The 21,926-nt window shown below is 69.8% G+C and carries 25 protein-coding genes and 2 pseudogenes; 12 read left to right on the top strand and 15 right to left on the bottom strand.

Annotated elements, in window-relative coordinates:
- Positions 1-30 precede the first annotated feature (30 nt).
- The gene (locus ACZ32T_RS36820) at positions 31-819 is read left to right on the top strand and encodes an ABC transporter permease (RefSeq protein WP_467371883.1); all 789 of its coding nucleotides are present in this window, start codon (positions 31-33) and stop codon (positions 817-819) included.
- Positions 820-876: 57 nt separating this feature from the next.
- Positions 877-1,725 carry an SCO4651 family lipoprotein gene (locus ACZ32T_RS36815; RefSeq protein WP_467274276.1) on the top strand — a complete coding sequence of 283 codons (849 nt, stop codon included), beginning with the start codon at positions 877-879 and terminating at the stop codon, positions 1,723-1,725.
- Positions 1,726-1,874: 149 nt separating this feature from the next.
- Here the strand turns inward: ACZ32T_RS36815 and ACZ32T_RS36810 are convergent, their stop codons facing one another.
- From ACZ32T_RS36810 to ACZ32T_RS36800, 3 genes are all read right to left on the bottom strand, one after another.
- On the bottom strand, positions 1,875-3,137 hold the full coding sequence (locus ACZ32T_RS36810; protein WP_467371881.1) for an RNA polymerase sigma factor: 1,263 nt from the start codon (positions 3,135-3,137) through the stop codon (positions 1,875-1,877).
- On the bottom strand, positions 3,134-3,496 hold the full coding sequence (locus ACZ32T_RS36805) for a YciI family protein (RefSeq protein ID WP_467274280.1): 363 nt from the start codon (positions 3,494-3,496) through the stop codon (positions 3,134-3,136). The genes ACZ32T_RS36810 and ACZ32T_RS36805 overlap by 4 nt, the downstream gene beginning before the upstream one ends.
- 201 nt (positions 3,497-3,697) lie before the next feature.
- Positions 3,698-4,303, bottom strand: coding sequence for a TetR/AcrR family transcriptional regulator (locus ACZ32T_RS36800; protein WP_467274282.1), 606 nt, complete (start codon positions 4,301-4,303; stop codon positions 3,698-3,700).
- 93 nt (positions 4,304-4,396) lie between these two features.
- On the opposite strand from ACZ32T_RS36800, the gene ACZ32T_RS36795 reads away from it, so the two are divergent.
- On the top strand, positions 4,397-5,437 hold the full coding sequence (locus ACZ32T_RS36795) for an NAD(P)-dependent alcohol dehydrogenase (RefSeq protein WP_467274284.1): 1,041 nt from the start codon (positions 4,397-4,399) through the stop codon (positions 5,435-5,437).
- Between the two features lie 94 nt (positions 5,438-5,531).
- Positions 5,532-5,783, top strand: coding sequence for a VOC family protein (locus ACZ32T_RS36790; protein WP_467371885.1), 252 nt, complete (start codon positions 5,532-5,534; stop codon positions 5,781-5,783).
- 70 nt (positions 5,784-5,853) lie between these two features.
- On the opposite strand, the gene ACZ32T_RS36785 is transcribed toward ACZ32T_RS36790, so the two are convergent.
- Positions 5,854-6,513, bottom strand: a complete 660-nt coding sequence (locus ACZ32T_RS36785; protein ID WP_467371879.1) for a TetR/AcrR family transcriptional regulator — start codon at positions 6,511-6,513, stop codon at positions 5,854-5,856.
- 150 nt (positions 6,514-6,663) lie between these two features.
- On the opposite strand from ACZ32T_RS36785, the gene ACZ32T_RS36780 reads away from it, so the two are divergent.
- Positions 6,664-7,422 carry an SDR family NAD(P)-dependent oxidoreductase gene (locus ACZ32T_RS36780; protein ID WP_467371877.1) on the top strand — a complete coding sequence of 253 codons (759 nt, stop codon included), beginning with the start codon at positions 6,664-6,666 and terminating at the stop codon, positions 7,420-7,422.
- Positions 7,423-7,679: 257 nt separating this feature from the next.
- Here the strand turns inward: ACZ32T_RS36780 and ACZ32T_RS36775 are convergent, their stop codons facing one another.
- From ACZ32T_RS36775 to ACZ32T_RS36765, 3 genes and pseudogenes are all read right to left on the bottom strand, one after another.
- Positions 7,680-8,519, bottom strand: a complete 840-nt coding sequence (locus ACZ32T_RS36775) for a lysostaphin resistance A-like protein (RefSeq protein WP_467371875.1) — start codon at positions 8,517-8,519, stop codon at positions 7,680-7,682.
- Positions 8,520-8,643: 124 nt separating this feature from the next.
- Positions 8,644-8,745 (bottom strand): annotated as a pseudogene (locus ACZ32T_RS36770) (recombinase family protein); the annotation flags it as partial.
- A 12-nt stretch (positions 8,746-8,757) separates the two neighbouring features.
- On the bottom strand, positions 8,758-9,132 hold the full coding sequence (locus ACZ32T_RS36765) for a MerR family transcriptional regulator (protein WP_467274292.1): 375 nt from the start codon (positions 9,130-9,132) through the stop codon (positions 8,758-8,760).
- A 198-nt stretch (positions 9,133-9,330) separates the two neighbouring features.
- Between ACZ32T_RS36765 and ACZ32T_RS36760 the strand changes: the two genes are divergently transcribed.
- A complete protein-coding gene (locus tag ACZ32T_RS36760) occupies positions 9,331-10,269 on the top strand; it encodes an alpha/beta hydrolase family protein (RefSeq protein ID WP_467371873.1) in 939 nt (312 codons plus the stop codon).
- 438 nt (positions 10,270-10,707) lie between these two features.
- Here ACZ32T_RS36760 and ACZ32T_RS36755 read toward each other — a convergent pair whose 3' ends face one another.
- The gene (locus ACZ32T_RS36755; RefSeq protein ID WP_467371871.1) at positions 10,708-11,550 is read right to left on the bottom strand and encodes an NAD(P)H-binding protein; all 843 of its coding nucleotides are present in this window, start codon (positions 11,548-11,550) and stop codon (positions 10,708-10,710) included.
- Positions 11,550-11,957 carry a nuclear transport factor 2 family protein gene (locus tag ACZ32T_RS36750; RefSeq protein WP_467371869.1) on the bottom strand — a complete coding sequence of 136 codons (408 nt, stop codon included), beginning with the start codon at positions 11,955-11,957 and terminating at the stop codon, positions 11,550-11,552. Before ACZ32T_RS36750 ends, ACZ32T_RS36755 begins: the two co-directional genes overlap by 1 nt.
- A gap of 162 nt (positions 11,958-12,119) precedes the next feature.
- Between ACZ32T_RS36750 and ACZ32T_RS36745 the strand changes: the two genes are divergently transcribed.
- The gene (locus ACZ32T_RS36745) at positions 12,120-12,944 is read left to right on the top strand and encodes a helix-turn-helix transcriptional regulator (RefSeq protein ID WP_467371868.1); all 825 of its coding nucleotides are present in this window, start codon (positions 12,120-12,122) and stop codon (positions 12,942-12,944) included.
- A gap of 425 nt (positions 12,945-13,369) precedes the next feature.
- Here ACZ32T_RS36745 and ACZ32T_RS36740 read toward each other — a convergent pair whose 3' ends face one another.
- Positions 13,370-14,095: an SDR family NAD(P)-dependent oxidoreductase gene (locus ACZ32T_RS36740; protein WP_467274302.1), complete on the bottom strand. Its 726-nt coding sequence runs from the start codon at positions 14,093-14,095 to the stop codon at positions 13,370-13,372.
- A 141-nt stretch (positions 14,096-14,236) separates the two neighbouring features.
- Here ACZ32T_RS36740 and ACZ32T_RS36735 point away from each other — a divergent pair, with 141 nt between their 5' ends.
- The gene (locus ACZ32T_RS36735) at positions 14,237-15,178 is read left to right on the top strand and encodes a helix-turn-helix domain-containing protein (RefSeq protein WP_467371866.1); all 942 of its coding nucleotides are present in this window, start codon (positions 14,237-14,239) and stop codon (positions 15,176-15,178) included.
- Between the two features lie 157 nt (positions 15,179-15,335).
- Here ACZ32T_RS36735 and ACZ32T_RS36730 read toward each other — a convergent pair whose 3' ends face one another.
- Positions 15,336-15,704, bottom strand: a complete 369-nt coding sequence (locus tag ACZ32T_RS36730; RefSeq protein WP_467274305.1) for a VOC family protein — start codon at positions 15,702-15,704, stop codon at positions 15,336-15,338.
- A 32-nt stretch (positions 15,705-15,736) separates the two neighbouring features.
- Complete coding sequence (locus tag ACZ32T_RS36725) at positions 15,737-16,510, bottom strand: SDR family oxidoreductase (protein WP_467274307.1); 774 nt, start codon at positions 16,508-16,510, stop codon at positions 15,737-15,739.
- A gap of 81 nt (positions 16,511-16,591) precedes the next feature.
- Here ACZ32T_RS36725 and ACZ32T_RS36720 point away from each other — a divergent pair, with 81 nt between their 5' ends.
- Entirely contained in the window at positions 16,592-17,170 is a 579-nt protein-coding gene (locus tag ACZ32T_RS36720) for a TetR/AcrR family transcriptional regulator (RefSeq protein WP_467274309.1), read from the top strand.
- Positions 17,171-17,542: 372 nt separating this feature from the next.
- Here the strand turns inward: ACZ32T_RS36720 and ACZ32T_RS36715 are convergent, their stop codons facing one another.
- The 3 genes from ACZ32T_RS36715 to ACZ32T_RS36705 are packed head-to-tail and all read right to left on the bottom strand — an operon-like array spanning position 17,543 to position 18,837.
- Positions 17,543-18,052, bottom strand: a complete 510-nt coding sequence (locus tag ACZ32T_RS36715) for a GNAT family N-acetyltransferase (protein WP_467274317.1) — start codon at positions 18,050-18,052, stop codon at positions 17,543-17,545.
- A gap of 44 nt (positions 18,053-18,096) precedes the next feature.
- Positions 18,097-18,393, bottom strand: a complete 297-nt coding sequence (locus tag ACZ32T_RS36710; RefSeq protein ID WP_467371864.1) for a hypothetical protein — start codon at positions 18,391-18,393, stop codon at positions 18,097-18,099.
- Positions 18,394-18,402: 9 nt separating this feature from the next.
- Positions 18,403-18,837: an Rrf2 family transcriptional regulator gene (locus ACZ32T_RS36705; RefSeq protein ID WP_467274313.1), complete on the bottom strand. Its 435-nt coding sequence runs from the start codon at positions 18,835-18,837 to the stop codon at positions 18,403-18,405.
- 119 nt (positions 18,838-18,956) lie between these two features.
- On the opposite strand from ACZ32T_RS36705, the gene ACZ32T_RS36700 reads away from it, so the two are divergent.
- The 3 genes and pseudogenes from ACZ32T_RS36700 to ACZ32T_RS36690 form a co-directional block, all read left to right on the top strand.
- Positions 18,957-19,706: an SDR family NAD(P)-dependent oxidoreductase gene (locus ACZ32T_RS36700; RefSeq protein ID WP_467371862.1), complete on the top strand. Its 750-nt coding sequence runs from the start codon at positions 18,957-18,959 to the stop codon at positions 19,704-19,706.
- A 618-nt stretch (positions 19,707-20,324) separates the two neighbouring features.
- Positions 20,325-21,452, top strand: a complete 1,128-nt coding sequence (locus ACZ32T_RS36695; RefSeq protein ID WP_467371860.1) for a bifunctional DNA primase/polymerase — start codon at positions 20,325-20,327, stop codon at positions 21,450-21,452.
- A pseudogene (locus ACZ32T_RS36690) lies at positions 21,442-21,926 on the top strand (DNA primase); the annotation flags it as partial. The gene ACZ32T_RS36695 and the pseudogene ACZ32T_RS36690, both read left to right, overlap by 11 nt.

The raw sequence follows: 21,926 nt of genomic DNA, 5'->3' as shown, positions 1-21,926 counted from the left end.
CATCCCCCACCAGACCAAGGAGAACGCCCGATGAGCACCCTCTCCCTCGCCGTACGCGACTCCTCCACCATGCTGCGCCGCAACCTCCTGCACGCATGGCGCTACCCGTCCGGGACACTGACCCTGCTGCTCACCCCCGTGATGATGCTGCTGCTCTTCGTCTACATCTTCGGTGACGTGATGAGCGCCGGCATCGGGGGCGCGGACCGCTCCGACTACATCGCCTACATCGTCCCCGGCCTGCTGGTGATGACCGTCGGCAGCACCGTGATCGGTGCCGCGGTCTCCGTCTGCTCGGACATGACCGAGGGCCTCACCGCCCGCTTCCGCACGATGGCGATCTACCGGGGCTCCCTGCTCGTCGGGCATGTCGTCGGCGGCGTGCTGCAGTGTGTGATGAGTGTCGTCCTCGTCGGCGCCATCGGGGTGGCGATGGGATTCCGGTCCACGGACGCCACGGCGATGGAATGGATCGCGGCGTTCGGGCTGATCACACTGTTCGCCCTGGCACTCACCTGGATCGCGGTCGGGATGGGCGCGGCCAGCCCGAACCCCGAGGCGGCAGGCAATATGGCCATGCCGCTGATCCTCCTGCCGCTCATCTCCAGCGCGTTCATCCCGGCCAGTACGATGCCGGGCTGGTTCCGGCCGATCGCCGAGTACCAGCCGTTCACCCCGGCCATCGAGACCCTCCGCGGCCTCCTCCTCGGCACCGGGATCGGCAACAACGGCTGGATCGCCGTCGCCTGGTGCGTCGGCCTGACCGCGATCGGCTACCGCTGGTCGACGGCGCAGTTCGACCGCGACCCGAAGCAATAGACTGCCGTTCTGTACAAGGGGACTCCGCCTTGTCCCATCAGTACCTACGGGGATCACATGCGGCGTTCAGCCACTCTCATCAGCATCAGTGCCATAGCCGTACTCGCGTCCGGCTGCTCGTCGGGCTCCACGGACCAGGCGGCCGGGGACAGGGAACAGGCCACGTCCGCAGCTTCGTCTCCGGCACCGGCCGTCGACGCGGGCCGGGAAGTGCAGGCCGCTGTCGACACCACGAAGCAGAGCACGGCCCGGATCGACGACCGGATCAGGGTGGCCGGTATGGGCCAGGACTTCACCACGACGGTGAAGGGCGCCTTCGACATGAAGGCCGACCGGGGGCGCCTGAAGGTCTCACTGGTGCAGACCGGAACTTCCTCCGATGCTGCGGTGCCCCTGGACGAGATCTTCCACGGGAGCACCGTCTATTTCCGGATGCCCGAGGAAACGAACGGCGACACCGGCTGGCGCTCCACTTCCCGGGACGAGGCCGAAGTCCACGCGGTGTTGCGCGCGCCTCTCAACGACCCGGAGTTCGTGCTGCGCCAGGTGAGCATGGCGCACAGCTTCACTGCGGTCGGCGAGGAGAAGGCGAACGGAGTTCCGGCCCGGCATTACACCGGGAAGCTGAACCACGAACCCCTGCTGCTGCGGATGGTGAAGGAGCGTCGCGAGAAGGTGGAGGAGCCGATGGTGAAGATCGGCGACAGGCTTCCGGCAACCGCCGACGTGTGGGTCACCGAGGACGGACTGATAACCCGCATCATTCTGGTCTGCGATCTCGGTAGTACGAAGGTGTCTTCGACGATGAACCTGACCGATTTGGGCAAGGCCGTCACCGCGGCGTCACCTCCGGAGGGCGCGCTGGCCGTGCCTGCCGCTTCGGTCGGCGGCGCGCTCGTGGGCTGACCGGACGAAACCCACCCGGTGAGCTGGGCCGGAGATTGCACGGGGTCATCGGACGCGTCGCCCACCTGTCGCCGAACGATCGTTTGACGACAGGTGCGGACGACCTCAAGAGGGGCAGCGCCCGCGCCCGATCCTCCGTCGCAACGGCGTTACGCGCGGGTCTCCAGGCGGTGGGCGCGGACGCCGAGGTGGCGGCGCTCGGGGGCACTGGTGGTGCGGCGGGCGGCTTCGCGGTAGGAGGCCGCCGCGGCCTCGTGTTCGCCGAGGAGTTCGAGGAGGTGGGCACGGGTGGCGAGCAGCCGGTGGTGGCGGGCCATGCGGTTGTCGGCCTCCAGTGCCCTGACCAGGTCGAGTCCCGCAGCCGGGCCGTGGACCATGGCGACGGCGACCGCGCGGTTGAGGGAGACCATCGGGTTCGGCCCGAACTGTTCCAGGATTTCGTACAGAGCGAGGATTTGAGGCCAGTCGGTGGCCTCGGTGTCCTTGGCCTCGTCGTGCACGGCCGCGATGGCCGCCTGCAGTTGGTACGGGCCGACCCGGCCGCGAGGCAGAGTCCGGCTGATCAGGCCGACTCCCTCGGCGATGGCACGGCGGTCCCACCGGGCGCGGTCCTGTTCCGCCAGCGGCACCACCTCGCCGGAGGGGCCGGTGCGGGCGGGACGGCGCGCGTCGGTGAGCAGCATCAGCGCGAGGAGGCCTGCGGTCTCGGTGTCGTCGGGCACCAGGCGGTGCAGCATCCGGGTGAGCCGGATCGCTTCGGCGGACAGTTCCGGCGCGGTCAGGCCGGAATCGTCGGTACCGCCGGTGGTGGTGTATCCCTCGTTGAAGACCAGGTAGAGCACGTGCCGCACCTCGGCCAGGCGCTCGGTGAGATCGGCACCCTCAGGCACGGCCAGAGGGATGGCGGACGCCTTGACGGTCTGCTTGGCCCGGCTGACCCGCTGAGCCATGGTCGCCTCGGGCACCAGAAAGGCCGCGGCGATCTGCGCGGTGGTCAGGCCGCCGACCGCGCGCAGGGTCAGCCCGATCCGGCTGGCCGGCGACAGCGCGGGGTGGCAGCACAGAAACAGCAGGGCCAGCGAGTCGTCCCGGTCCGCGTCAGGCATGGTGTCGGCGGCGTGGCCGAGCAGTTCGGCCTGCGGGGGAGCCAGGGCGAGGCTGTCCTCGCGGCCCCGGCGGGCGCTGTCGCTGCGGATCTGGTCGACCAGCTTGCGGGAGGCAACCGTGACCAGCCAGCCCCGGGGGTTGTCCGGGACGCCGGCCCCGGGCCACTGCAGGGCGGCCGCCAGCAGGGCTTCCTGGACCGCGTCCTCGCACGCGTCGAAGACGCCGTAGCGGCGTACGAGCGCGCCGAGGACCTGCGGCGCCAGCTCGCGCAGCAGGTCCTCGGCGGCGCGGCGCTCGTCGGTCACACGTCCGCCGCGGACTCGTGGAGCACCGGCCACAGCTCGACCGGCTCCACGTCGGCGAACGGCATGTCCGCGGCGATCGCCTGCGCCCGCTCCGGACTGTCGCAGTCCAGCAGGTAGAAACTGGCGATGTACTCCTTGGTCTCCAGGTACGGGCCGTCGGTGACCGCCGGGACACCGTCCTCGCGGCGCACGAGCTGGGCGTTGGCCGCGTCCGCCAGGCCGTAGGCGCCGAGGAGTTCACCGCTCTCGCGGTACTTCTTGTTGAACGCCTCCTGCCTGGCGATCGCCTCCGGCCACGCCTCGGCCGGGAAGGAGTCCCACTTGGCCTGGTTGCCGTAGATCATCGCGACGTACTTCATCTCGGGTGTCCTCCTCGTTTCGCACGCCCCGTCGGCGCGCTGTCACCCCTCAGTCGGAGCGGGAAACGGGTCCTCGACATCCGACGACAACTTTCTTGGAAATCTTTTTTCGCCGCATCGAGTCCGATTCGCGCGGCGGGCGCAGGGCGCCGGCGGCCGGGACGCCGGCGGTGAAGCTCAGGCCGCCGAGACCGCAGGGCGTCAGGGGGAAGCGTCGCCTCTGCCGGCCGCGGTGGCGCTCCGGACGCACTCGCGGAGCAGGGTGCGGCGCCGGTCGTGTACGTCATCGGGTTCTTGGCTGCCGGCCGCGTACACGTTGCTGACCGGTGACCAGGCCATGGACATGGCGATGACCACGGCCATGATGTCGAAGGGGTCACCTGCGCGGACCCGCCCGGCGGCCTGGGCCTCCGCGATGGCCGTGAGCTTGCGGTCGTCGTAGTGCTCGTGGGTCTCGACGAGGTGTCCGGCAGGCCGGCGCTCCAGTCGTGTCCAGGTCGCCAGCCGGATCAGGTCGGGGCGCCGCAGGTATTCGTCGTAGAGGCGGACAGCCCACTCCGCGAGGTCGTCGGCGTCGATGGGAACGACGGTGGTGATGCGCTCCAGCGAGCTGAGGAAGATCGCGTCGAAAAGTCGCTCCTTGTCGCCGAAGTAGGCGTAGAGCTGTGCCTTGTTGGTGCGCGCTGCCGTCACGATGCGTTCGATGCGCGCCCCGGCGATGCCGTGCTGGGCGAACTCTTCGGTGGCGGCGTCCAGGATGCGCTGGTAGGTCGCGGCGCCTCGCGAGGTCTGGGGTTGTTCCGGCATACCCGCACTCTACCAAACAGAACAGTTGGTTTGCCTTGGGGTGCGGTCGTGCCTAGGCTGTGACAGACAGAACAGTCTGTTTAAGGAGTCACTATGCGAACGACCACCGGATGGCAGGCCGCCGGCCCGACGGCACTGCGGCGCGCGCCGCTGGAGCGCCGCGACCTGCGCCCGGACGACATCGCGGTGCGGGTCGACTACTGCGGCGTGTGCCACACCGACCTGCACGCCCTGCACGCCTACGACCGGCACACGAACGTGCCCCTGGTGCCCGGTCATGAATTCACAGGCGTGGTGACCGGGACCGGCCCCGGGGTGACGGCCTTCTCGGCCGGCGACCGCGTCGCGGTGGGCAACATCGTCGACTCCTGCGGCGTGTGCGCCATGTGCGAGGCCGGGCAGGAGAATTTCTGCCACTCGTTCCCGACTCTGACCTACGGCGGCACCGACCGGCAGGACGGGTCGACCACCCTGGGCGGCTACTCCCGCGAGTACGTCGTGCGCGACGCCTTCGCCTATCCGCTCCCCTCCGGCCTCGACCCGGCCGCAGCCGCCCCCTTGATGTGCGCCGGCGTCACCGTCTGGGAACCCCTGCGCTCCCTGGGCGTGGGCCCCGGCAGCCGCGTCGCCGTGGCCGGCCTCGGCGGCCTGGGCCACCTCGCGGTCAAGATGGCCGTGGCACTCGGCGCCACCACGACCGTCATCAGCCGCACCCAGGACAAGCGCGACGACGCCCGTGAGCTCGGCGCTGACGACCTCATCGTCTCCACCGACGCCCAGCAGATGGCCACGGCACGGGACACCTTCGACGTCGTCGTCGACACCATCTCCACCGCTCACGACCTCGCCCCGTATCTGAAGCTGGTGGCGATGGACGGCACCCTCAGCCTCCTCGGGTACCTGGGTCCCGTCACCGTCGAGGCCATGGACCTGCTCACCGGCCGCAAGAAGCTCAGCTCCGCCGGCAGCGGAGGCCGCCCGGCGACAGCCGAGATGCTTCAGTTCTGCGCCGACAACGGCATCGCCGCCGACGTCGAAGTACTCCCGTCGTCACAGGTGGACACGGCACTCGACCGCCTCCGGCGAAACGACGTCCGCTACCGCTTCGTGCTCGACATGTCCGATCTGGACTGATGAGACAGCCGGGCCGTGTCGAGCCGGGCCAGGCGTTGAGGCGCATCGGGACGGCCGTGGGCGAGGGCGGACTCGCTTCTCGGAGCCGGAGCGGCTGCGATGGCCGCCGCCGGGTACGGCGTTCGCCCGCGCGCTGGAGCGGGTGGACGAGAACTGGCCGGAAGGCGGCCCCCAGCAGATGCACCTCGACTTCGGCGTCGACGACCTCGCAACCGCCGACCGCACGGCCACCGAAGCCGGCGCCACCCGACTGCGGCCCACCGACGAGACCACCCCGGGGACCCGCACCGGTAGCCGCGTCTACGCCGGCCCGGCCGGACACCCCTTCTGCCTGCGCTCGAACTGAGCCGGTCGCCGTCCACCGAGCCGCGCCTGTCGGCAGAGGCGGCGCGGATGTCGAGCGTCGTGCGCCGGTGTCAACCCTCCGGCTTCGGGTCAGGCCGGTGGGTCAGGGCGTATCTGGCGAGCATGGTCTCGACGGCCTGTTCGACGGCGTCGCGGATGTCTGAGGCTGTGGGGTTCCAGTCGGTCAGCAGCATGCGGGGCCACAGCACGTAGTTGGCGATCATGCCCAGGAACTGGTTCGCGGCGCTCGCCGCGTCCGGGACATCAGCGTTGCCCGCCTCGTGCTCGGATTCCAGGTAGTGCTGAACGGAGGTGAAGTAGGGCAGTTTGCCGAGCTGGAACTGCATCCTCCCCAGTTCGGGGAAACGAGGCAGTTCGGCGATGACGATCCGGAAGAGGGCTGTCATGCCGGGCCGGCCGACCAGGTCGGCATAGCGGTGGCCGACGGTTGTCAGCCCGGAGCGCAGATCTCCGGTCTGTGGCTGCGCGGCGGCGTCGGCGTCGGCGGCGTCACGCTGCCAGGACTCGGTGACGATGGCCTCGAAGAGGGCCGCCTTGGTGGGGAACTGCTTGAACAGCGTGGACTTCGAGACCCCGGCCGCTTCGGCGATCCGGGCCAGCGAGGTGCCGTCGTAGCCACGGTCCAGGAACAGTTCTGTGGCCGCGGTGGTGATCGCCTCGCGTTTCTGCCGGGCGAGCCTGCGGTGGTGTGCGGAGAGTTCTGCTGCCATGCGGACAGTATGCCGCAGACCCGAGGCGAGTCACTTGACTCGTCTCGGTGGTCCTGCTTACGGTACGAGAGGCAAGGCGAGTCGAGTGACTCGCATCCTATCTGCGGCGCCCGGGAGCGTTCCGGTAGCCGCGCGGTGGAGGAACAGTTCATGACGACCGACAAGATCGCTTTGGTGACCGGTGCGAATCGCGGACTCGGGCGGGCTGCGGCCATCGCTCTGGCCGGACGCGGGGTGCGGGTCGTGGTCACCCACCGCGGTGATGCGGCCGGGGCCGAGAAGACGGTGGAACAGGTGCAGGCGGTGGGCGGGACTGCCGCCGCCCTCCGGCTCGACATCAGCGACGTCTCCTCTTTCCCGTCCTTCACCTCCGATCTGAGCGAGCGGTTGGAGCGCTGGGGTGCTTCGCGGCTCGACATCTTGGTCAACAACGCGGGAGTGGGGATCTTCGGACCGCTGGAGGCCGTCACGATCGACGACTTCGACACGGTGATCGGCACCAACGTCCGGGGCACGTTCTTCCTCATCCAGTCACTTGTGCCGCTGCTGGCCCAGGGCGGCCGCGTCATCAACGTCTCGACGTCACTGACCCGCCATACCAGCCCCGCCACCTCGGTCTACTCCGCCTCGAAGGCCGCCGTCGAAGCCTTGAGCCGCACCCTCGCCGCGGAACTCGGACCACGCGGCATCCGGGTCAACTCCATCGCTCCGGGGCCGGCCGCCACCGATTTCAACGGTGGAGCGATGCGGGACGACGCCGAGATGCGCCAGGCTCTGGCCGGACAGACCGCGCTCGGCCGCGTCGGCGAACCCGAGGAGATCGGCGACGCCATCGCCACGCTGGCCTCCGATGGCCTGCGCTGGGTCACCGCCCAGCGCATCGAGGTCTCCGGCGGCGCCCTCCTCTGAGCGACCGGGCGACGGGCCTGTGAGGACGCGGGGAGCGACGGAGCCCCGACGCACTCCCAGCCGGTCTCGTCCTCGTCCATCGCGGCGCTCTCGGCGAGGCGCGGCTGAGTAGCGGCTGCACACCGTGGTGCAGCAGACTGCCCGTCGTCGTCCGGCGGCCGGGTGCGCCTGCCGACGGAAGCGTCACGCCCGCCGAGCGGACGGGCGCGCTCGGGAAGGCCACATCATCGGCCCGGTCGCTCGCAGGGCGACCGGTGTCAGCGGTGCCCGCGACGCATGGGCACCAGGTTGCCGCGCCGGTGGGCGGCCATGAGCATGGGGATCGCGATCAGCAGGCTGATGATGACGGGCACGATCGACGCCTCCAGGCCGAACTCCCCGCCGGTCAGCAGGTCGGGGCCGGTCGGGTCGGTGGTCATCAGGCCCTCCGAGGCGTGGCCGGAGACCGGGATGCCGATCAGGCCCAGGGTGGTGTTCCAGGCGAAGTGCAGGCCCACGACGAACCAGATGTTGCGCGTCCACAGGAACGCGGCACCGAGGAGGACTCCGGCCTCGATGGCGATCGCGGTCGAACTCCACAGCGTGGCGTCCGGGTTGGCCAGGTGCAGTCCGCCGAACAGCGCTGCGGTGATCGCCAGAGCCGCCCAGCTGCCCCACAGCTTCTCCAGCGCCTGGAGGGCGAGGCCGCGGAAGAGCAGTTCCTCGGTCACGGCGGCGCCGAGCGACATCGCGGCCATGCCCGCCACGATCGGCAGGGCGTTACCGGGCCGTTCGGTGAACGAGAACTCGGTGAGGAGCATGAGCATCGACACGGTGATGAACCCGAAGCCGATCGCGGCGCCGGACAACGCCTGTGTCACGGCTCCCGGCCTGGCGATCTCCGGCGTGCTCCGCCGGGCGACGAAGCGCATGACCGCCCAGTAGACGGCGACCGCCACGACCGCGCCCACGACGGCGACCACCCCGCCCGCCGAGGCCAGCCCGGACGCCGCACCCACTCCGACGATCCCGGTCAGCATCCAGACGAGGGGAGACCGGAAGAAGCGTCCCCCTTCCCGGCGTGTGGGCTGGGGCGACGCGGTGTGAGTCGTACTCATGAGACCTCCGTATGGCATCGGCCGCGTCTCTTCCAGCGACCTGCCGAGAACGCTACGCAGGCGGCGACGTTCCCGAATCACCCCTCGGTGGACAGTCCGGCGTAGCCCCCACGGGGGACACGCGGTGGCGGGCGGTGAGGTCCATGGCGGAGGACCCGCCGTCGTGGATACGCAGGGCGAGACGGTTGCGGTGGAGGACGTCGAGGACGTGTCCGGTGCCTCCGACGCGGCTCTGTGCCTACGCGTCCCGCCTGCAGGGAGCACCGGTGCGCATGTTGGCCGAGGCACCGTCGATGACGGAGCTGAGCCGGCCACGGGCGTGGGCGAGATCTGCGATGCGCCGGTCGAGGTGCTCGCGTTCCGCCGCCAGGCGCTGGAGGAGCTCGGGGGTGGCCTTGCCGTCGATGACGCAGGGTGTCAGTTCGGCGATGGTCCTGCTGCTCAGTCCGGCGGCGTACAGCTGCCGGATGAGCTGGATCCGGTCGACGGCGCTCTCCGTGTAATGGCGCTGGCCGCTGTCGCTGCGCTCGGGGGTGAGCAGGTTCTGTTCCTCGTAATACCGCAGGGCCCGGGTGGTGACCCCCGTGCGGCGGGCGAGTTCGCCGATCCGCATCCCCGCCCCTTTCCTTCATGCGGTGTGGCTCACACACACTTGCCTTTGACGTCAACGTCAAGTTTTACGGTAGCTCATGTGCCGCCCAGGGGGCGCAGGGTCGGATCGGCTCCCGTCTCGGGACGAGTTGAACGACGAACGGCGCCCGGCCCCCCGGCCTTTCCCCCGAACCGCCTCCGCTGAAAGGCAGACACACGCATGACCACGTATCCCACGACCGGCCTCGCCGGCCCTGCCCTCACCACCACCGTGTCCGTCAAGCCGCTCGTGCTGAGCGCCCCGCAGCGCGGTGAGGACCTGCACGTCCGCGTCACCGCCCCCGCCACCGGTACCAGCCTGCCCGTCGTGCTCTTCGCCCACGGCTTCGGCTCCGACCTGGACGGCTACGCGCCCTTGGCCGACCACTGGGCATCCGGCGGCTTCGTCGTCATCCAGGCCACCCACCTGGACTCCAAGCGGCTCGCCCTGGCCGCCGATGACCCCCGTCGGCCCCACATGTGGCGCTACCGGGTACAGGACATGCGGCGCATCCTCGACGAGCTCACCACCCTGGAGGCGGCCGTGCCGGGCCTGTCAGGCCGCATGGACCCCGGCCGCATCGTCGCGGCCGGGCACTCCTTCGGCGGCCAGACCGCCGGCCTCCTGGTGGGCCTGCGCGTCACCGACCCGCACACCGGCGCCGCCGAGGATCTCACCGACGCCCGGGTCATGGCCAGCATCCAGCTGGCCACCGCCGGCAAGGGCGGCGACGAACTGACCCCCTTCGCCCACGACAACCTCCCCTGGCTGCGCGACCAGGACTTCTCCCGCATCACCGCCCCCGGCCTCGTCGTCGCCGGAGACAAGGACGACCTCCCGCTCTCCACTCGGGGCCCGGCCTGGACAACCGACCCCTACAGCCTCAGCCACGGCGACAAGAGCCTCCTGACTGTCCACGGCGGAGAGCACTTCCTCGGCGGCATCTCCGGGTACCAGGCAGCGGAGACCACCGACGAGAACCCCGACCGTGTCGCCCTCGTCCAGCAGGTCACCCTCGCCTACCTGCGCCACATCACCGGAACCGACCACACCGACTGGAACAACGCCGAAACGGTCCTCGCGTGCGGCCACCCGCTGGGCCACCTCGAATCCAGATGACCCCGCCACGGTTTGCCCGCGCGAGTCCGGCGTTTCCCGGGCAGTGATCCGTACGTGGTCGCGTACGTCTGCCCACAACACGCGGTCGCGCCGGATGTGGTGCGGGATGAGGCCGAGGAAGGCGTGCAGCGCCCGCGTCGCCGAGGCAGTCCGGCAGCAACCGACCTCGACCAGGCCAAACCTGCTGCCCGCCATGGACGTGGCCGCGGCTGTGCGGGCCGGCCGGTTTCGGGTGAGCGGCTTCGTCACTGACAGGACAGGAGCAGCGCGCCGGGGCGCAGTGGTGCGCCGACGGAGGGCTCTGCCGCAGTAAATCCGGCATTACTGCGGCAGGCGCAGGCGGGCCGCATCCAATCCGATGGAGCGTCACATCATGCAACGCCGAACTGCACTCCCTGCGTGGTTCCTACTCGACCGCACATCGCTACCGTTCAGGCACTACCGCGTCCACTCGTACGCGTGATCAGAGACGAAGTCGGCAAAGGTGCGCGGCGGACGGCCGGTCAGTTCGAGCACCGCAGTGCTGACCTGGTCTTCGCGTCCCTCCTTGATTCCGCGCTCGACGGCGGCCAGGGCGTCAGCGAACTCCGTCGGCATTCCGGAGGCACGGTAGGCGGCAGCCTGTTCCTCCTCCGTAATACGCTCCACCCGAACTCGCCTGCCGGTCTGCGCGGTGATGATCTGCGCGGCCTGTGGATAGCTCATCCCGTGCGGCCCGGTGATCAGGTAGTCGCTTCGAGCGTCCACCTCCAGGTCAGCCAACAGCGCGGCAGCGCTGGCCGCGATGTCCCGCGCATCGACCCACCCCAGCTCGCCGTCACCGGCTGCGGTGCGGATCTCACCGAGTCGATGGATACGCTCGGCCAGTGGGTGCGGGCGCAGGAAGTTCTGCATGAAGCCAGACGCGCGGAGTACGACACCTCCGGGCTGAGCCTGAACCTGAGCGGCCATCTCCACAGCGCTGGGCGCGTTCGGCAGCACAATGGCCGAGCCGAGCATCACGAGGCGCCGGATACCAACCCGCTGCGCTTGGCGCAGGAAGGGCTCGACCAGCGGCAGCGGGTCCACACTCTCCACCGGCGGAAGCAGGAAGACCCGGTCCATCCCGTCGAGCGCGGGTCCATATGTGGTCGGGTCGTTCCAGTCGAAGCGGATCGCCTCAGGATCGGCTGCGGCCGGGTTCCGGCCGGCGACCCGAGCCTGCACACCAGCGCCGCGGAGCACTCGCACCAGCGCCTTGCCGGTCTTGCCGGTCCCTCCGGTCACGAGCACCCCGGACATCAGGCGTCCTTCCTTTCAAGCGAGTCGATCAGCCCGGCGAGACCCCCGGCAGCGGCGGCCGCCGACAGCGGGCTCCAGTAATCCCGAAACAGAGCGATCAGCCCGTCGCGGACCGTGAGAACCACGATGTAGTCCAGGCGGTAGGGCTGGGAGGTGGCCACGGTGCGGCCGGTGGCCGTCCACTCCACCACGACGGTGTCCGTTTGATCGGTGGGCCGCACGGTAAGCGTGGCCACCTCCTTCATGTCCATCAGCTCCGGATAGTGAGCGAGGTAGGCGCGTACCTCCTCACGTCCGCGGAGAACGCGAGGGAGGCTCCCGGCTGCGAAAGGGAATTCCGCAATTCCGTCAGGCGCCCACAGATCTGCCACGGCATTCATGTCTTTGGCCAGTATCAGGTCGATCATGCGGTGAAAAATTTCCCCAGGCGTACTGGACACCATTTCTCCTCCTGGTCAACAAACCGACCAGGCCACTGTGCACAGCAGATGTGTGGGCGTGGAACGGACAGCTAAGCCCCGGACCGACAGTGCGAGGCTCAGCTGTTCCTTCTGTGACAGCATGGAGGAGTGAGCAGCCAGGAACTCGCAGACTTTCTCCGCCGCCGCCGCGAGGACCTGCGACCAGAAGATGTGCCGGCCGAAGCGACGCTTCCGGGCCAGCGCGCGCGTCGCACACCCGGACTGCGCCGCGAAGAGGTAGCCGCCCTGGCGCAGGTGTCGGTGAGCTACTACGAACGACTGGAACAGGCACGGGCACCCAGGCCCTCACCGCAGGTGCTGTCTGCACTGGCGACGGCTCTTCAGCTCACTGGAGCAGAGCGTGACCATCTGGCCCGTCTGGCCGGACAGGTGCTGCCGGCAGAGAACGACGGCGCGCCGGAGCACGTACCCAAGGATGCCCAACAGCTGCTCGGCAGACTTGACGGCATCCCTGCCTACATCGTCAACCACCGGCAAGACATCGTCGCCTGGAACGCAGCAGCCGCAGCTCTGATTACAGACTTCTCTCGTCTCACACCTGACGAGCGCAACATCACGCGCATCTCGACGAGATTCCGTGACACTCTCTGCACCGGCGCACCCGGTTCGGAGTCCGATTTCTCTCAGCAGGCAGCCGCTCAATTGCGCGCAGCCAGCGTTCGGTATCCCACAGACAACGTGCTCGCAGAGCTGATCAATGAGTTCGCGACCCGCGATCCGGATTTCGCGCGCAGTTGGTGCAACCACGCGGTGCGCCCCATGCCCAGCATGCGAAAAAACCTGCATCACCCCACGCTGGGCGAGCTGGAGGTCGACCGGCACACCCTCAGCCTGCCCGGCTCCGGCTTCTCGTTGTTGATGTACACGGCAGAAGCCGGCAGCCCCAGCGCCGCTGCGCTGAAGAGCCTTTGAGCGCCGCCGCTACGAGTCGCAACACGGTCGTGAAGGTGCCTTCTTGAGGCGTCGCCGGCAGATCAGGCTGCATGCCGGGGGAGACGAAGGCGTCGTGGAGTTCGGTGCGGCGTTCCCATCGGACAACGAGTCGTTCGCAGTGGTGGGGCAGGGCGAAGGTCTGCGCGACGACGTAGCGGAGCTTGCCCATGCCCTGGATGTTCGGGGCGCCTTCGAGGGAGATGACAGGCAGGATCCGGCGATTGCGGAGTCGGTGCGGTTGGGGCCGGAGTCGTAGCCCTTGTCGCCGGGAATCGCCCGTGACGACGACGGGCCGCTTCACCACCAGAGCGATGAACCGGACCAAGTCGTTGCCGTTGTCGAGGCTGTAGCGCTTCGGGGTCCAACTGCTGCGCCCCTGGCCCGGCCGTGCGGCTGCCGGCGGCTCAGGGCTCGACGAACTTGTCCGCCAAACCCCGTTCCAGGTAGTCGTCCGGCAGATCCTGGATGACGAGCTCGGGTTCTGTGCGCCCGGTGTGCAGCCGCCAGTAGGCGTCGGCGATCGTCTGCGGCTGGGAGTCGTGGCCCCCCTGGCCGATGAAGGCGGCGATCGCCACGTGCGCGGCGTAGACGCCGGTGCCGGAGAGCGCCGCGTGCAGGTTGAGGATCCAGTTGCGCATCCCGCCGGTGGCGATCTGGACGTTCGCCACATGCGGGGCGATCACCGGCCCCGACCCCGCCCCGCTGCTGACCAGGATCGTCCCCGTGCCGCGCTCCAGCATGCCGGGCAGGACGTGCTGCACCGCCGCCACGCCCCCGAGCAGATAGAGGTCCAGCTGGGCCAGAACCGAGTCGACGGTGACCTTCGTGGCCTCGACCAGCGGCGCCCGGCGCAGGTCGGCCGGGGACGGCGCGGGCGAGTACTCGAGTATGTCGATCGGTCCCAGCCGCTCCTCGGCTGCGGTGAGCGCCGCGTGCAGAGCGGGACGGTCGGTCACGTCGGCGGGGAACGCCTCGGCCCGCACACCCGTGTCGGACAGGTCGTCGGCCACCGCCTGCAGGGTCGTACGGCTGCGGGCGATCAGCGCCACGTCGACCCCCTCGGCGGCGAACCGCCGGCCGATCGATCGCCCCAGTTGCGGACCTGCGCCCACGATCGCGAGCGTGCTCAATTCGCCACCTCGTTACCCTCGTATCGACATTCCGGCCTGCGGATGTCGGATCTTCGATGCATGCCGGAACAACCGTAGGAAGCGTGTGGTCCCGGCGCCTCGGACCGGCGCGTCAGCCCGAACGGGAGATTCGCGACAACGATGAGTGGCACTTTCTCGGCAGACGTGAGCGGCGCGAACGCCTTCGGCGACTTCGCACACGAATGGCGGAGCCGGATGGGCGAGACCTTCGCGCTGGCGCCCTTCCGCCGGACGACCGTGTCCGGCTTCTCGGCGCGGTCCCGAGGGTTCCGGGTGCGGGACATGATGTTCAACCGCTTCGAGACCGCGGCCGCCCTGCGGACGGCGGGCCGACGGGTCGGAGCCGACGATCACTCACGCCTGTGGATCGTCCACCGGGGGGCCTGGCGGTTCGAGGAACCGGGAGGAGCCGAGCACACGGCACCGGCCGGCCGCCTGCTGGTACAGACGGGAAGGTTGTCCCACTTCTCCGCGGCGCCACACACCGTCGTGCGGGTACTCGTCCTGCCCGCCGCGGAGGTGCGGCCCGGACGGGGCGGGCCGGCCTCCGGTCCGGCCGACACCGCCGAGGTGCGGCTGCTGACGGCGCACGCCGCCATGGTGGGCCGGATGCTGGACCGTCTCGGGCCGGCCGGGGTCGACGCCGCCCGCGGCACCCTGGCCGAGTTGGCCCGTGCCGCCGCAGGGGGCGGCCTGGACGACGTGGAACCCCTGTTGTCGCCGGCCCTGGCCCAAGCCGCGCGGGACCTGGCCGACCGCCGGCTCACCGACCCCGCTCTGTCCCCCTCGGCTCTCGCCCGGGAGCTGAACGTCTCCCCGCGCACCCTCCAACGGGCCTTCGCCAGGGAGGGCCGACCGCTGAGCACCTACATCCGGCGCCGCCGCCTTGAGGAGGCGTGCCGCGCGCTCGTCGCATCGCACCGGCGCATGACCGTCACGGAGATAGCCGCCCGCTGGCAGTTCGCCGACAGCGGCCACTTCGCCCGCGCCTTCCGCAAGTACTACGGCCGGACCCCCACCGACTACGCCGCGAACGCTGCTCGCGAAACGGATGCCACATAGCTGGGCGGGGCCGGTGCCGCCACCCGCCCGCGGCAGGGACGCCCGGGTCGGCCGAGGCACACCGCCGGCAGCCGGAGCTGCGGCGACGACTCGTCGCGCCGGTTGGAGGCGACCTCCCCGCATGAGAACAGGCGCGGCTCGGTGGACGGCGACCGGCTCAGTTCGAGCGCAGGCAGAACGGGTGTCCGGCCGGGCTGGCGTAGACGCGGCTACCGGTGCGGGTCCCCGGGGGGATCTCGTCGGTGGGCCGCAGTCGGGCGGCACCGGCTTCGGTGGCCGTGCGGTCGGCGGTGGCGAGGTCGTCGACGCCGAAGTCGAGGTGCATCTGCTGGGAGGTACCGTCCGGCCAGTTCGGGGTGGTGTGTCCGGGGGCGGACTGGACGACGATCACCGGGAGCCCGGGGGCGTGAACGAAGTGGTGGGTCGGCGTGGGGGTGAGGGAGCCGCCGAGCAGCCGGTGCCAGAAGGAGCTCTCCTTCTCGATGTCGGCGGCGTCGATGATCACGGAGGTCAGGGTGATGGGCATGGGCTTGTCCTGTTCGTGCTGTCGGTGGTTGCTCAGACGGTCGGGATGATGCCGCCGTCGACGCGGAACTGTGCTCCGGTGAGCCATTTCGCGCGTCCGGAGGAGAGGAAGGCGATCATCTCCGCGACGTCCTCGGGATCTCCGGGGCGGCCCATGGGGACCTTCAGGTGGTCCACGATCTGCTGCGTGGCCTCTTCGGTGGTGATGCCCTGCTTCTCGGCCATGTGCTCCAGGTGGGCGGTGGCACCGTCGGTGACGACGAAGCCGGGCAGGACGCAGACCACGCGCACCCCGTGCTCGCCGACCTCGGTGGCCAGTTCGCGGCTGTAGGTGTTGAGCGCGGCCTTGGCGGCGGCGTAGGACGCCTCGGTACGCTGGGGCAGCTGGCTGGCGATCGAGGAGACGTGCACGACGACGCCGGAGCCCCGCTCGACCATTCCCGGCACCAGGGCCCGGTCCAGGCGCACGGCGCTGAGGAGATTTATCTCCAGGTCCGCCTGCCAGGATTCGTCCGGCCGGCTCAGGGTCGGCGCCGGGGCGCTCGCCGCGCCCGCGTTGTTCACGAGCACGTCCACGCCGCCCACCTGCTCGACGACACGGCGGCCGAGTTCGGCCACACCCTCCTGCGTGGAGAGGTCCGCCGCGAGGAACGTGGCCCCACTGTCCTCCTCGGGCCGGCTGCGGGAGGCTGTCAGCACGGTCGCGCCCGCGGCGACGAAGCGGCGCACGGTCGCCGCGCCCAGGCCCCGGCTGCCGCCGGTGACCAGTACCCGAAGGCCGTCGAGGCTGTTGTCCGTGAGGGGCATGGGGTCTCTTCTCCGTAAGATGAACCTGACTCCGGAAAAGGTACACGTAAACGGAATCGGACTCACCTTATGGAGGATCCCTTGCCGGCATCACGCCCGCTGCGCGCCGACGCGCGACGCAACCGCGAGGCACTGCTGTCCGCGGCCCGCCAGGCGTTCCTCGGCGGTGACACCGACGCACACGTGGAGGACATCGCCCGCAGCGCAGGCGTCGCCGTCGGAACGCTCTACCGCCACTTCGAGACCCGCGAAGCGCTGATCGAGGAGGTCTACCGCAAAGAGGTCGACGACCTGTGTGCCGCGCCCGGCGTCCTGCTGGACCAACACCCCCCGGAGGAGGCGCTGCGGTGCTTCCTGCTGCTGCTCGTGGACCACGCGGCGGTGGGCAAGGGGATGTCCAGCGTTCTGGAGAGCATCATGGCGACGGAGTCACCGGTCTTCGACGACGCACGCACTCGTATGGCCGACGCCCTCTCCCTGCTGCTCGAAGCCGGCAGCGCGGCCGGCACCGTCCGCGACGACGTCACCGGCTCCACCTTGTTGCGCGCCCTTGGCGGCGTCTGCGGAATGCGCGCCACGAAGGGCTGGTTGGCCGAGGCCCGGCAGATCACCGCCCTCCTCTTCGACGGCCTGCGACACGGCGCCCCGCAGTCACCCTGAGTCGGGGGCCGCGCGCCGGCGGCCGGCCCGTCTCGTACGCCCGCGTGTTCTGCCCTCGCTTGCCGTGGCAGATGTCGCGGGCGAGCGTGAGGCGGGACTCCTGCACGGTGAGCTGCTGGTTCATCTGGCGCCGGTAGGTGTCGTCGACCGGGCGGTGCGGCAGGCGAGGGGGAAGGCCGACGCGGCGGAGGCGGACGTCACGGTGCTGTGCGGGGACGCAACCCGACTCGACGAGGTGGGCAGCCACCCGTCATCCGGGCCCAGCGCTGCCCCGCACGACCGGAGGGATCGTGCGGGGCAGCGGACCGCCCGCGCCGGACCAGGCGCACCGGAGCGGAAACCCGCCCACCCGTCGGAGTGGGACAGGAACGGTCAGACGCCGAACGCGGCGGGGTACTCGATGGTCCCGGCGGGGACCGTGCGGGTGTTGTCGAGGGCCATGGCCATCATGGCCTCGTCCGGTACCTCGAAGGGCGCGCGGATACCGAAGCGGGAGGCCGGTGTGAAGCCGAACCGCGGGTAGTAGTCGGCGTGTCCCAGGACAAGGACGAGGTTTTCGCCCATGGCCCGGGCGGCATCGAGTGCGGCGCGGATGGCGGCGGAGCCGGCGCCGGTGCGCTGGGCCGAGGGCAGCACCGCGCAGGGTGCCAGGGCGAGAGCGGGTACGCCGTCGACGTGGCAGCGGGTGAGCAGTGCGTACCCGGTCGCACTGCCGTCGGGGGTCGCGGTGACCATGGACAGCCCGTCGATCCACGCCTTCGGGTCGGCGCGCAGGGCGTCGACGATGCCGGCCTCCAGAGCGGTGGGGAAGGCCGCGAGGAGGATGTCGCGGATGGCGGGGATGTCCTCCGCGGTCTCCGAACAGGCAGTCCAGTTCGTCACGGTTTCGTCCTCGGTGGTGTCGGGGGTGGGGGTGTCGTGGTTGTTCACTGCCGGTGCTCCCGGAATTGGTAGGTGGCGCGCAGGTGGCGCGTGATGTCCTTCCTGGCGGCCTCGCGGTCGGCGCGCAGCCGCGAGTCGGTGCGGGAAGCGGAGTAGGCGTTCTCCCGCGGCAGCCGGTGGTAGGTGCTCGATCTCGGCGAAGGTCTGTTCCAGCCCGCTCCGGGCGTCGTGGAGACCGATCGCGCGCAGGCCGGGGGTGTCCAGCAGGACCCCGCCGCCGGGCGCAGTTCCCGCCCGGCGCAGGAACCGGGCGACACGTCACGACGGGTCGAACTTCGCATGATGTGGCACTAGCGAGGTACCGCGAGTACGTCCCGGAGTACGTTCTCGAGCGTGACGCGGGCCAGCTCGTGTCTCAGGGTCTCCTCGATGCCCTCGTAGATGCCCTGCATCGCCGGCTGGATGCCGTGACCCACCACGCATCCCTGGTCCGGGGCGGCGCGGTGCATCGCGAACAGCGGGCCGGGCTCCACCGCCTCGTACACGTCGAGCAGGGTCATCGACTCCAGCTCGCGCGCCAGCGACCAGCCCGCGCCCACGCCCCGCCGGGACTCCACGAGCCCGGCCCTGCGCAGCTCGCCCAGCAGCCGCCTGATCACCACGGGGTTGGTGTTCGCACTGCTCGCGATCTGCTCGGAGGTGGCGACCTCATGGCCCTGGCGCTGGTAGAGGCCGATCCAGGCCAGCGCGTGGGCGCCGATGGTCAGCCTGCTGTTGGCGCTCATGGACTCCTCCTCCCGGCCGCAACGCTTCATGTTACGACAGCGCAGTCGTAACAGTGAAAGTTGCGACAGGCTGTCGTAACAATTAACGTTGCGACAGTCCAAACGAGGAGGAGAGAAGAATGAGCAAGCCACTCACGGGCAAGGTCGCCCTGGTCACCGGGGGGTCTCGCGGACTGGGAGCCGCGACCGTACGACTGCTGGCCGAGCAGGGGGCCGGCGTCGCCTTCACTTACGTCAGCTCCGAGAAGCAGGCGCAGGCCGTCGTCGACGAGGTGCACGCCAAGGGTGCCGAGGCCGTCGCCTTCCGGTCTGACCAGGCGGAGACGAGTCGGGCCACAGCGCTGATCGACGACGTGGTCGCGCACTTCGGCGGCCTGGACATCCTCGTCAACAACGCGGCGATCTCCGTGGCCGGCGCGGTGGACGATCCGGACGCCGACACCGCCGCACTGGACCGGATGCACGCCACCAACTACCTCGGCGTGATCGCCGTCATCCGGGCCGCCTCCCGAGTGCTGCGCACGGACGGCCGCATCATCACTGTGAGTTCCGGACTGGGGTCCAGGGTCGGAGCCCCCGGTCTCGCCGACTACTCGGCGACCAAGTCCGGGATCGAGAGGTACACCATGGGCGTCGCACGCGACCTCGGGCCCCGGAACATCACGGCCAACGTCGTGGAGGCCGGACTGATGGAGGGTGGCATGCAGCCGCCGGACCCCGAGACCCTCAAGGCCCTGGTCAGCTCCCTGTCCCTGCAGCGCATGGGGCACCCCGACGAAATAGCCGCGGCGATCGCCTTCCTGGCGAGCCCCGCCGCGTCGTACATCACGGGCGCGGTGCTGGACGCCCACGGCGGCTACAACGCCTGACAGGGCGGATCAGCCATGGCATCGCCCGGGGTCTGACTCTCCGCCTGGCTGACGCTGCGGTTGTCCTCTCGGGGAATCGTCGGCCCGCCGGACGATGCCGTCCGGCGCCCCGGCCTGGTGCCGCGCCTCGTCGCTGGTGCCCCCAGGGCGTCACGGCCTCACGCTCCCCGGGCTTCGGTGACCCGGGCGGCCGGCCGGCGAAAACACTGCCTGGTCCGCCTCGTTGCGGGGGACCGAGACCGAGCGACCGGCACGACTTGTCAGTCGCTGCTGGTCGCCCCACAAAAACAGCAGGTCAGGGCGGTCCTACGGAAAATCAGCGACTGGAGCGACTGACAGCCGGGTATATAAAGGCATTTCACGTGTGCGCGTGTGCGTCATATATAGCGAGCTTCAGTCGCTTCAGTCGCTTTCTGAGGGCCGCTACCTACCCTGGCCTGCTGCTTCGTATTTCCGGTACAGGCAGCGACTGAAGATATCCGGTCGCTGCAACTTGTTCTCCAGCCGCTGGCTGCCCAAGTCGGAACGACGTGAGTCCGAAGCTGCTCACCAGCGGAGCCAGAATTAGCTAGTCTGTGTTCGTTATTGAGTCGCTTCGGTCGCTGGAGGGGGACGTGCATGGCCTCTGAGCTGCGCTTGTCAGGCCACGGCTCACCGGTTCCAGCCCCCGCGAAATCCCCGGTCACCCCCCAGTCTCTGGCGACGGCCCTGTGGTGTGCGGAGCAGGGATGGCCCGTCCATCCGCTCGCCGGCGGACGTAAGACGCCCGCGGGGAACTGTGATGCCTGCAGGCAGCCGGGCCATACCCATGCCGACTGCGGCTGCCCCGCCGAGGGCCGTTGGTGCCACGGCTTTCACGCCGCCACCTGTGATTCTGACCGGATCCGTCAATGGTGGGGCACCCATCCTCATTTCGGGGTGGGGGTCTCCTGCGGCCCTGCCGGGCTGGTGGTCATCGATATCGATGACCACCAGCAGAGCCTCCCGGAGCGGAACCGCCTGCTGCCGGGAATCGACGTTCCCGACCAGGTCGATCTCACCGGCCTGGCCAATGGATTTCACACGCTGGCCGTGCTGGCCGCTCTGCGGGGCGCTGAGGACCCGGCGACCGACACGTCGACGCTGCGGGTGCGGACGCCCTCCGGCGGTCTCCATGTCTGGTACCGAGTCCCGGACACCCGTCAGTGGCAGAGCTCCACGGGCTCGGGCAACGGGCGTGCTCTTGCCTGGCAGGTGGATGTACGGGCTCACGGTGGTTACATCGTCGCACCGGGCACCACCACCGTCACGGGCACCTACACGCCACTCGGACCAACAAGGCTGCCGGCGCCGCTGCCTGCCTGGCTCGCGCGGGAGCTCGACCGCACAGGTCATCTGCCCCGAGCACGGCTTCCCGGGCCACGTTCCGTGCCGTCCAGGGCCTTGCAGGCGGTCATCGCCGCCGGTGGTGGCCGCGCCCGTACCGCAGGAGCGCTGAGCTCCGTCCTGGCCGAGGTCACCGGCTGCGCGGTGGTGCCCGAAGGCGCCGGATTCTCGGAGAAGATGAACCGGGCCTCCTACACCGCCGGCGGGCTTGTCGCCGCCGGGCACCTCACGCACGAAGAGGCCGAACGCGTCCTCCGGTCGGCCGCGGCCCTCGCGCGGCCGGGACAGGACCGGCGATCCGTCCAGATCATCCGCAGCGGAATGAGCGCCGGTTTACGCCAGCCTCTGTACTTGGGGAGGCGCGGACAACGTGACTGGTGACGGCTCCCTGTTCGACGCCCACGCTGTGGCCGAGCAGATCATTACCCAGTCGGCGGGCAGGACGGTGCCCCCGCCCGCCGTGCCGGCACCTGTGCCCTTCCAGGGCGCGGGACGCTCCCAGGAGGCTGCTGGACACGCCACGGCAGCGGGGCTGATGCCGGACACCCTGACGGACCGCGGCAACGCGAAGCTGTTCGTCAGGCTGTACGCCAACGACTATCGGCACGTCTCAGGGCTGGGCTGGTACCGATGGGACAAGACGCGCTGGCAGAGCGATGAGGACGACACAGTGCTGTGGGCGGCGGGCGAGATGGCGGAAAACATCGCCACCACCGACCCCCGGGGCGTGCACTCCGACAGCGCCCTGCGCAAGCACCGCTCCCGTGCGTTGTCGACGTCGGGTATGAATGCGTTGTTGATGCAGGCGAGGTCGGCGCCGGGGATGGCGTTGAGTGCGGGGATGCTGGACGCGGA

The sequence above is a fragment of the Streptomyces sp. NPDC023573 genome, assembly GCF_055559735.1.
Note: the sequence above shows the minus strand (reverse complement) of the source record. Positions and strands in the feature narration are given on the sequence as shown.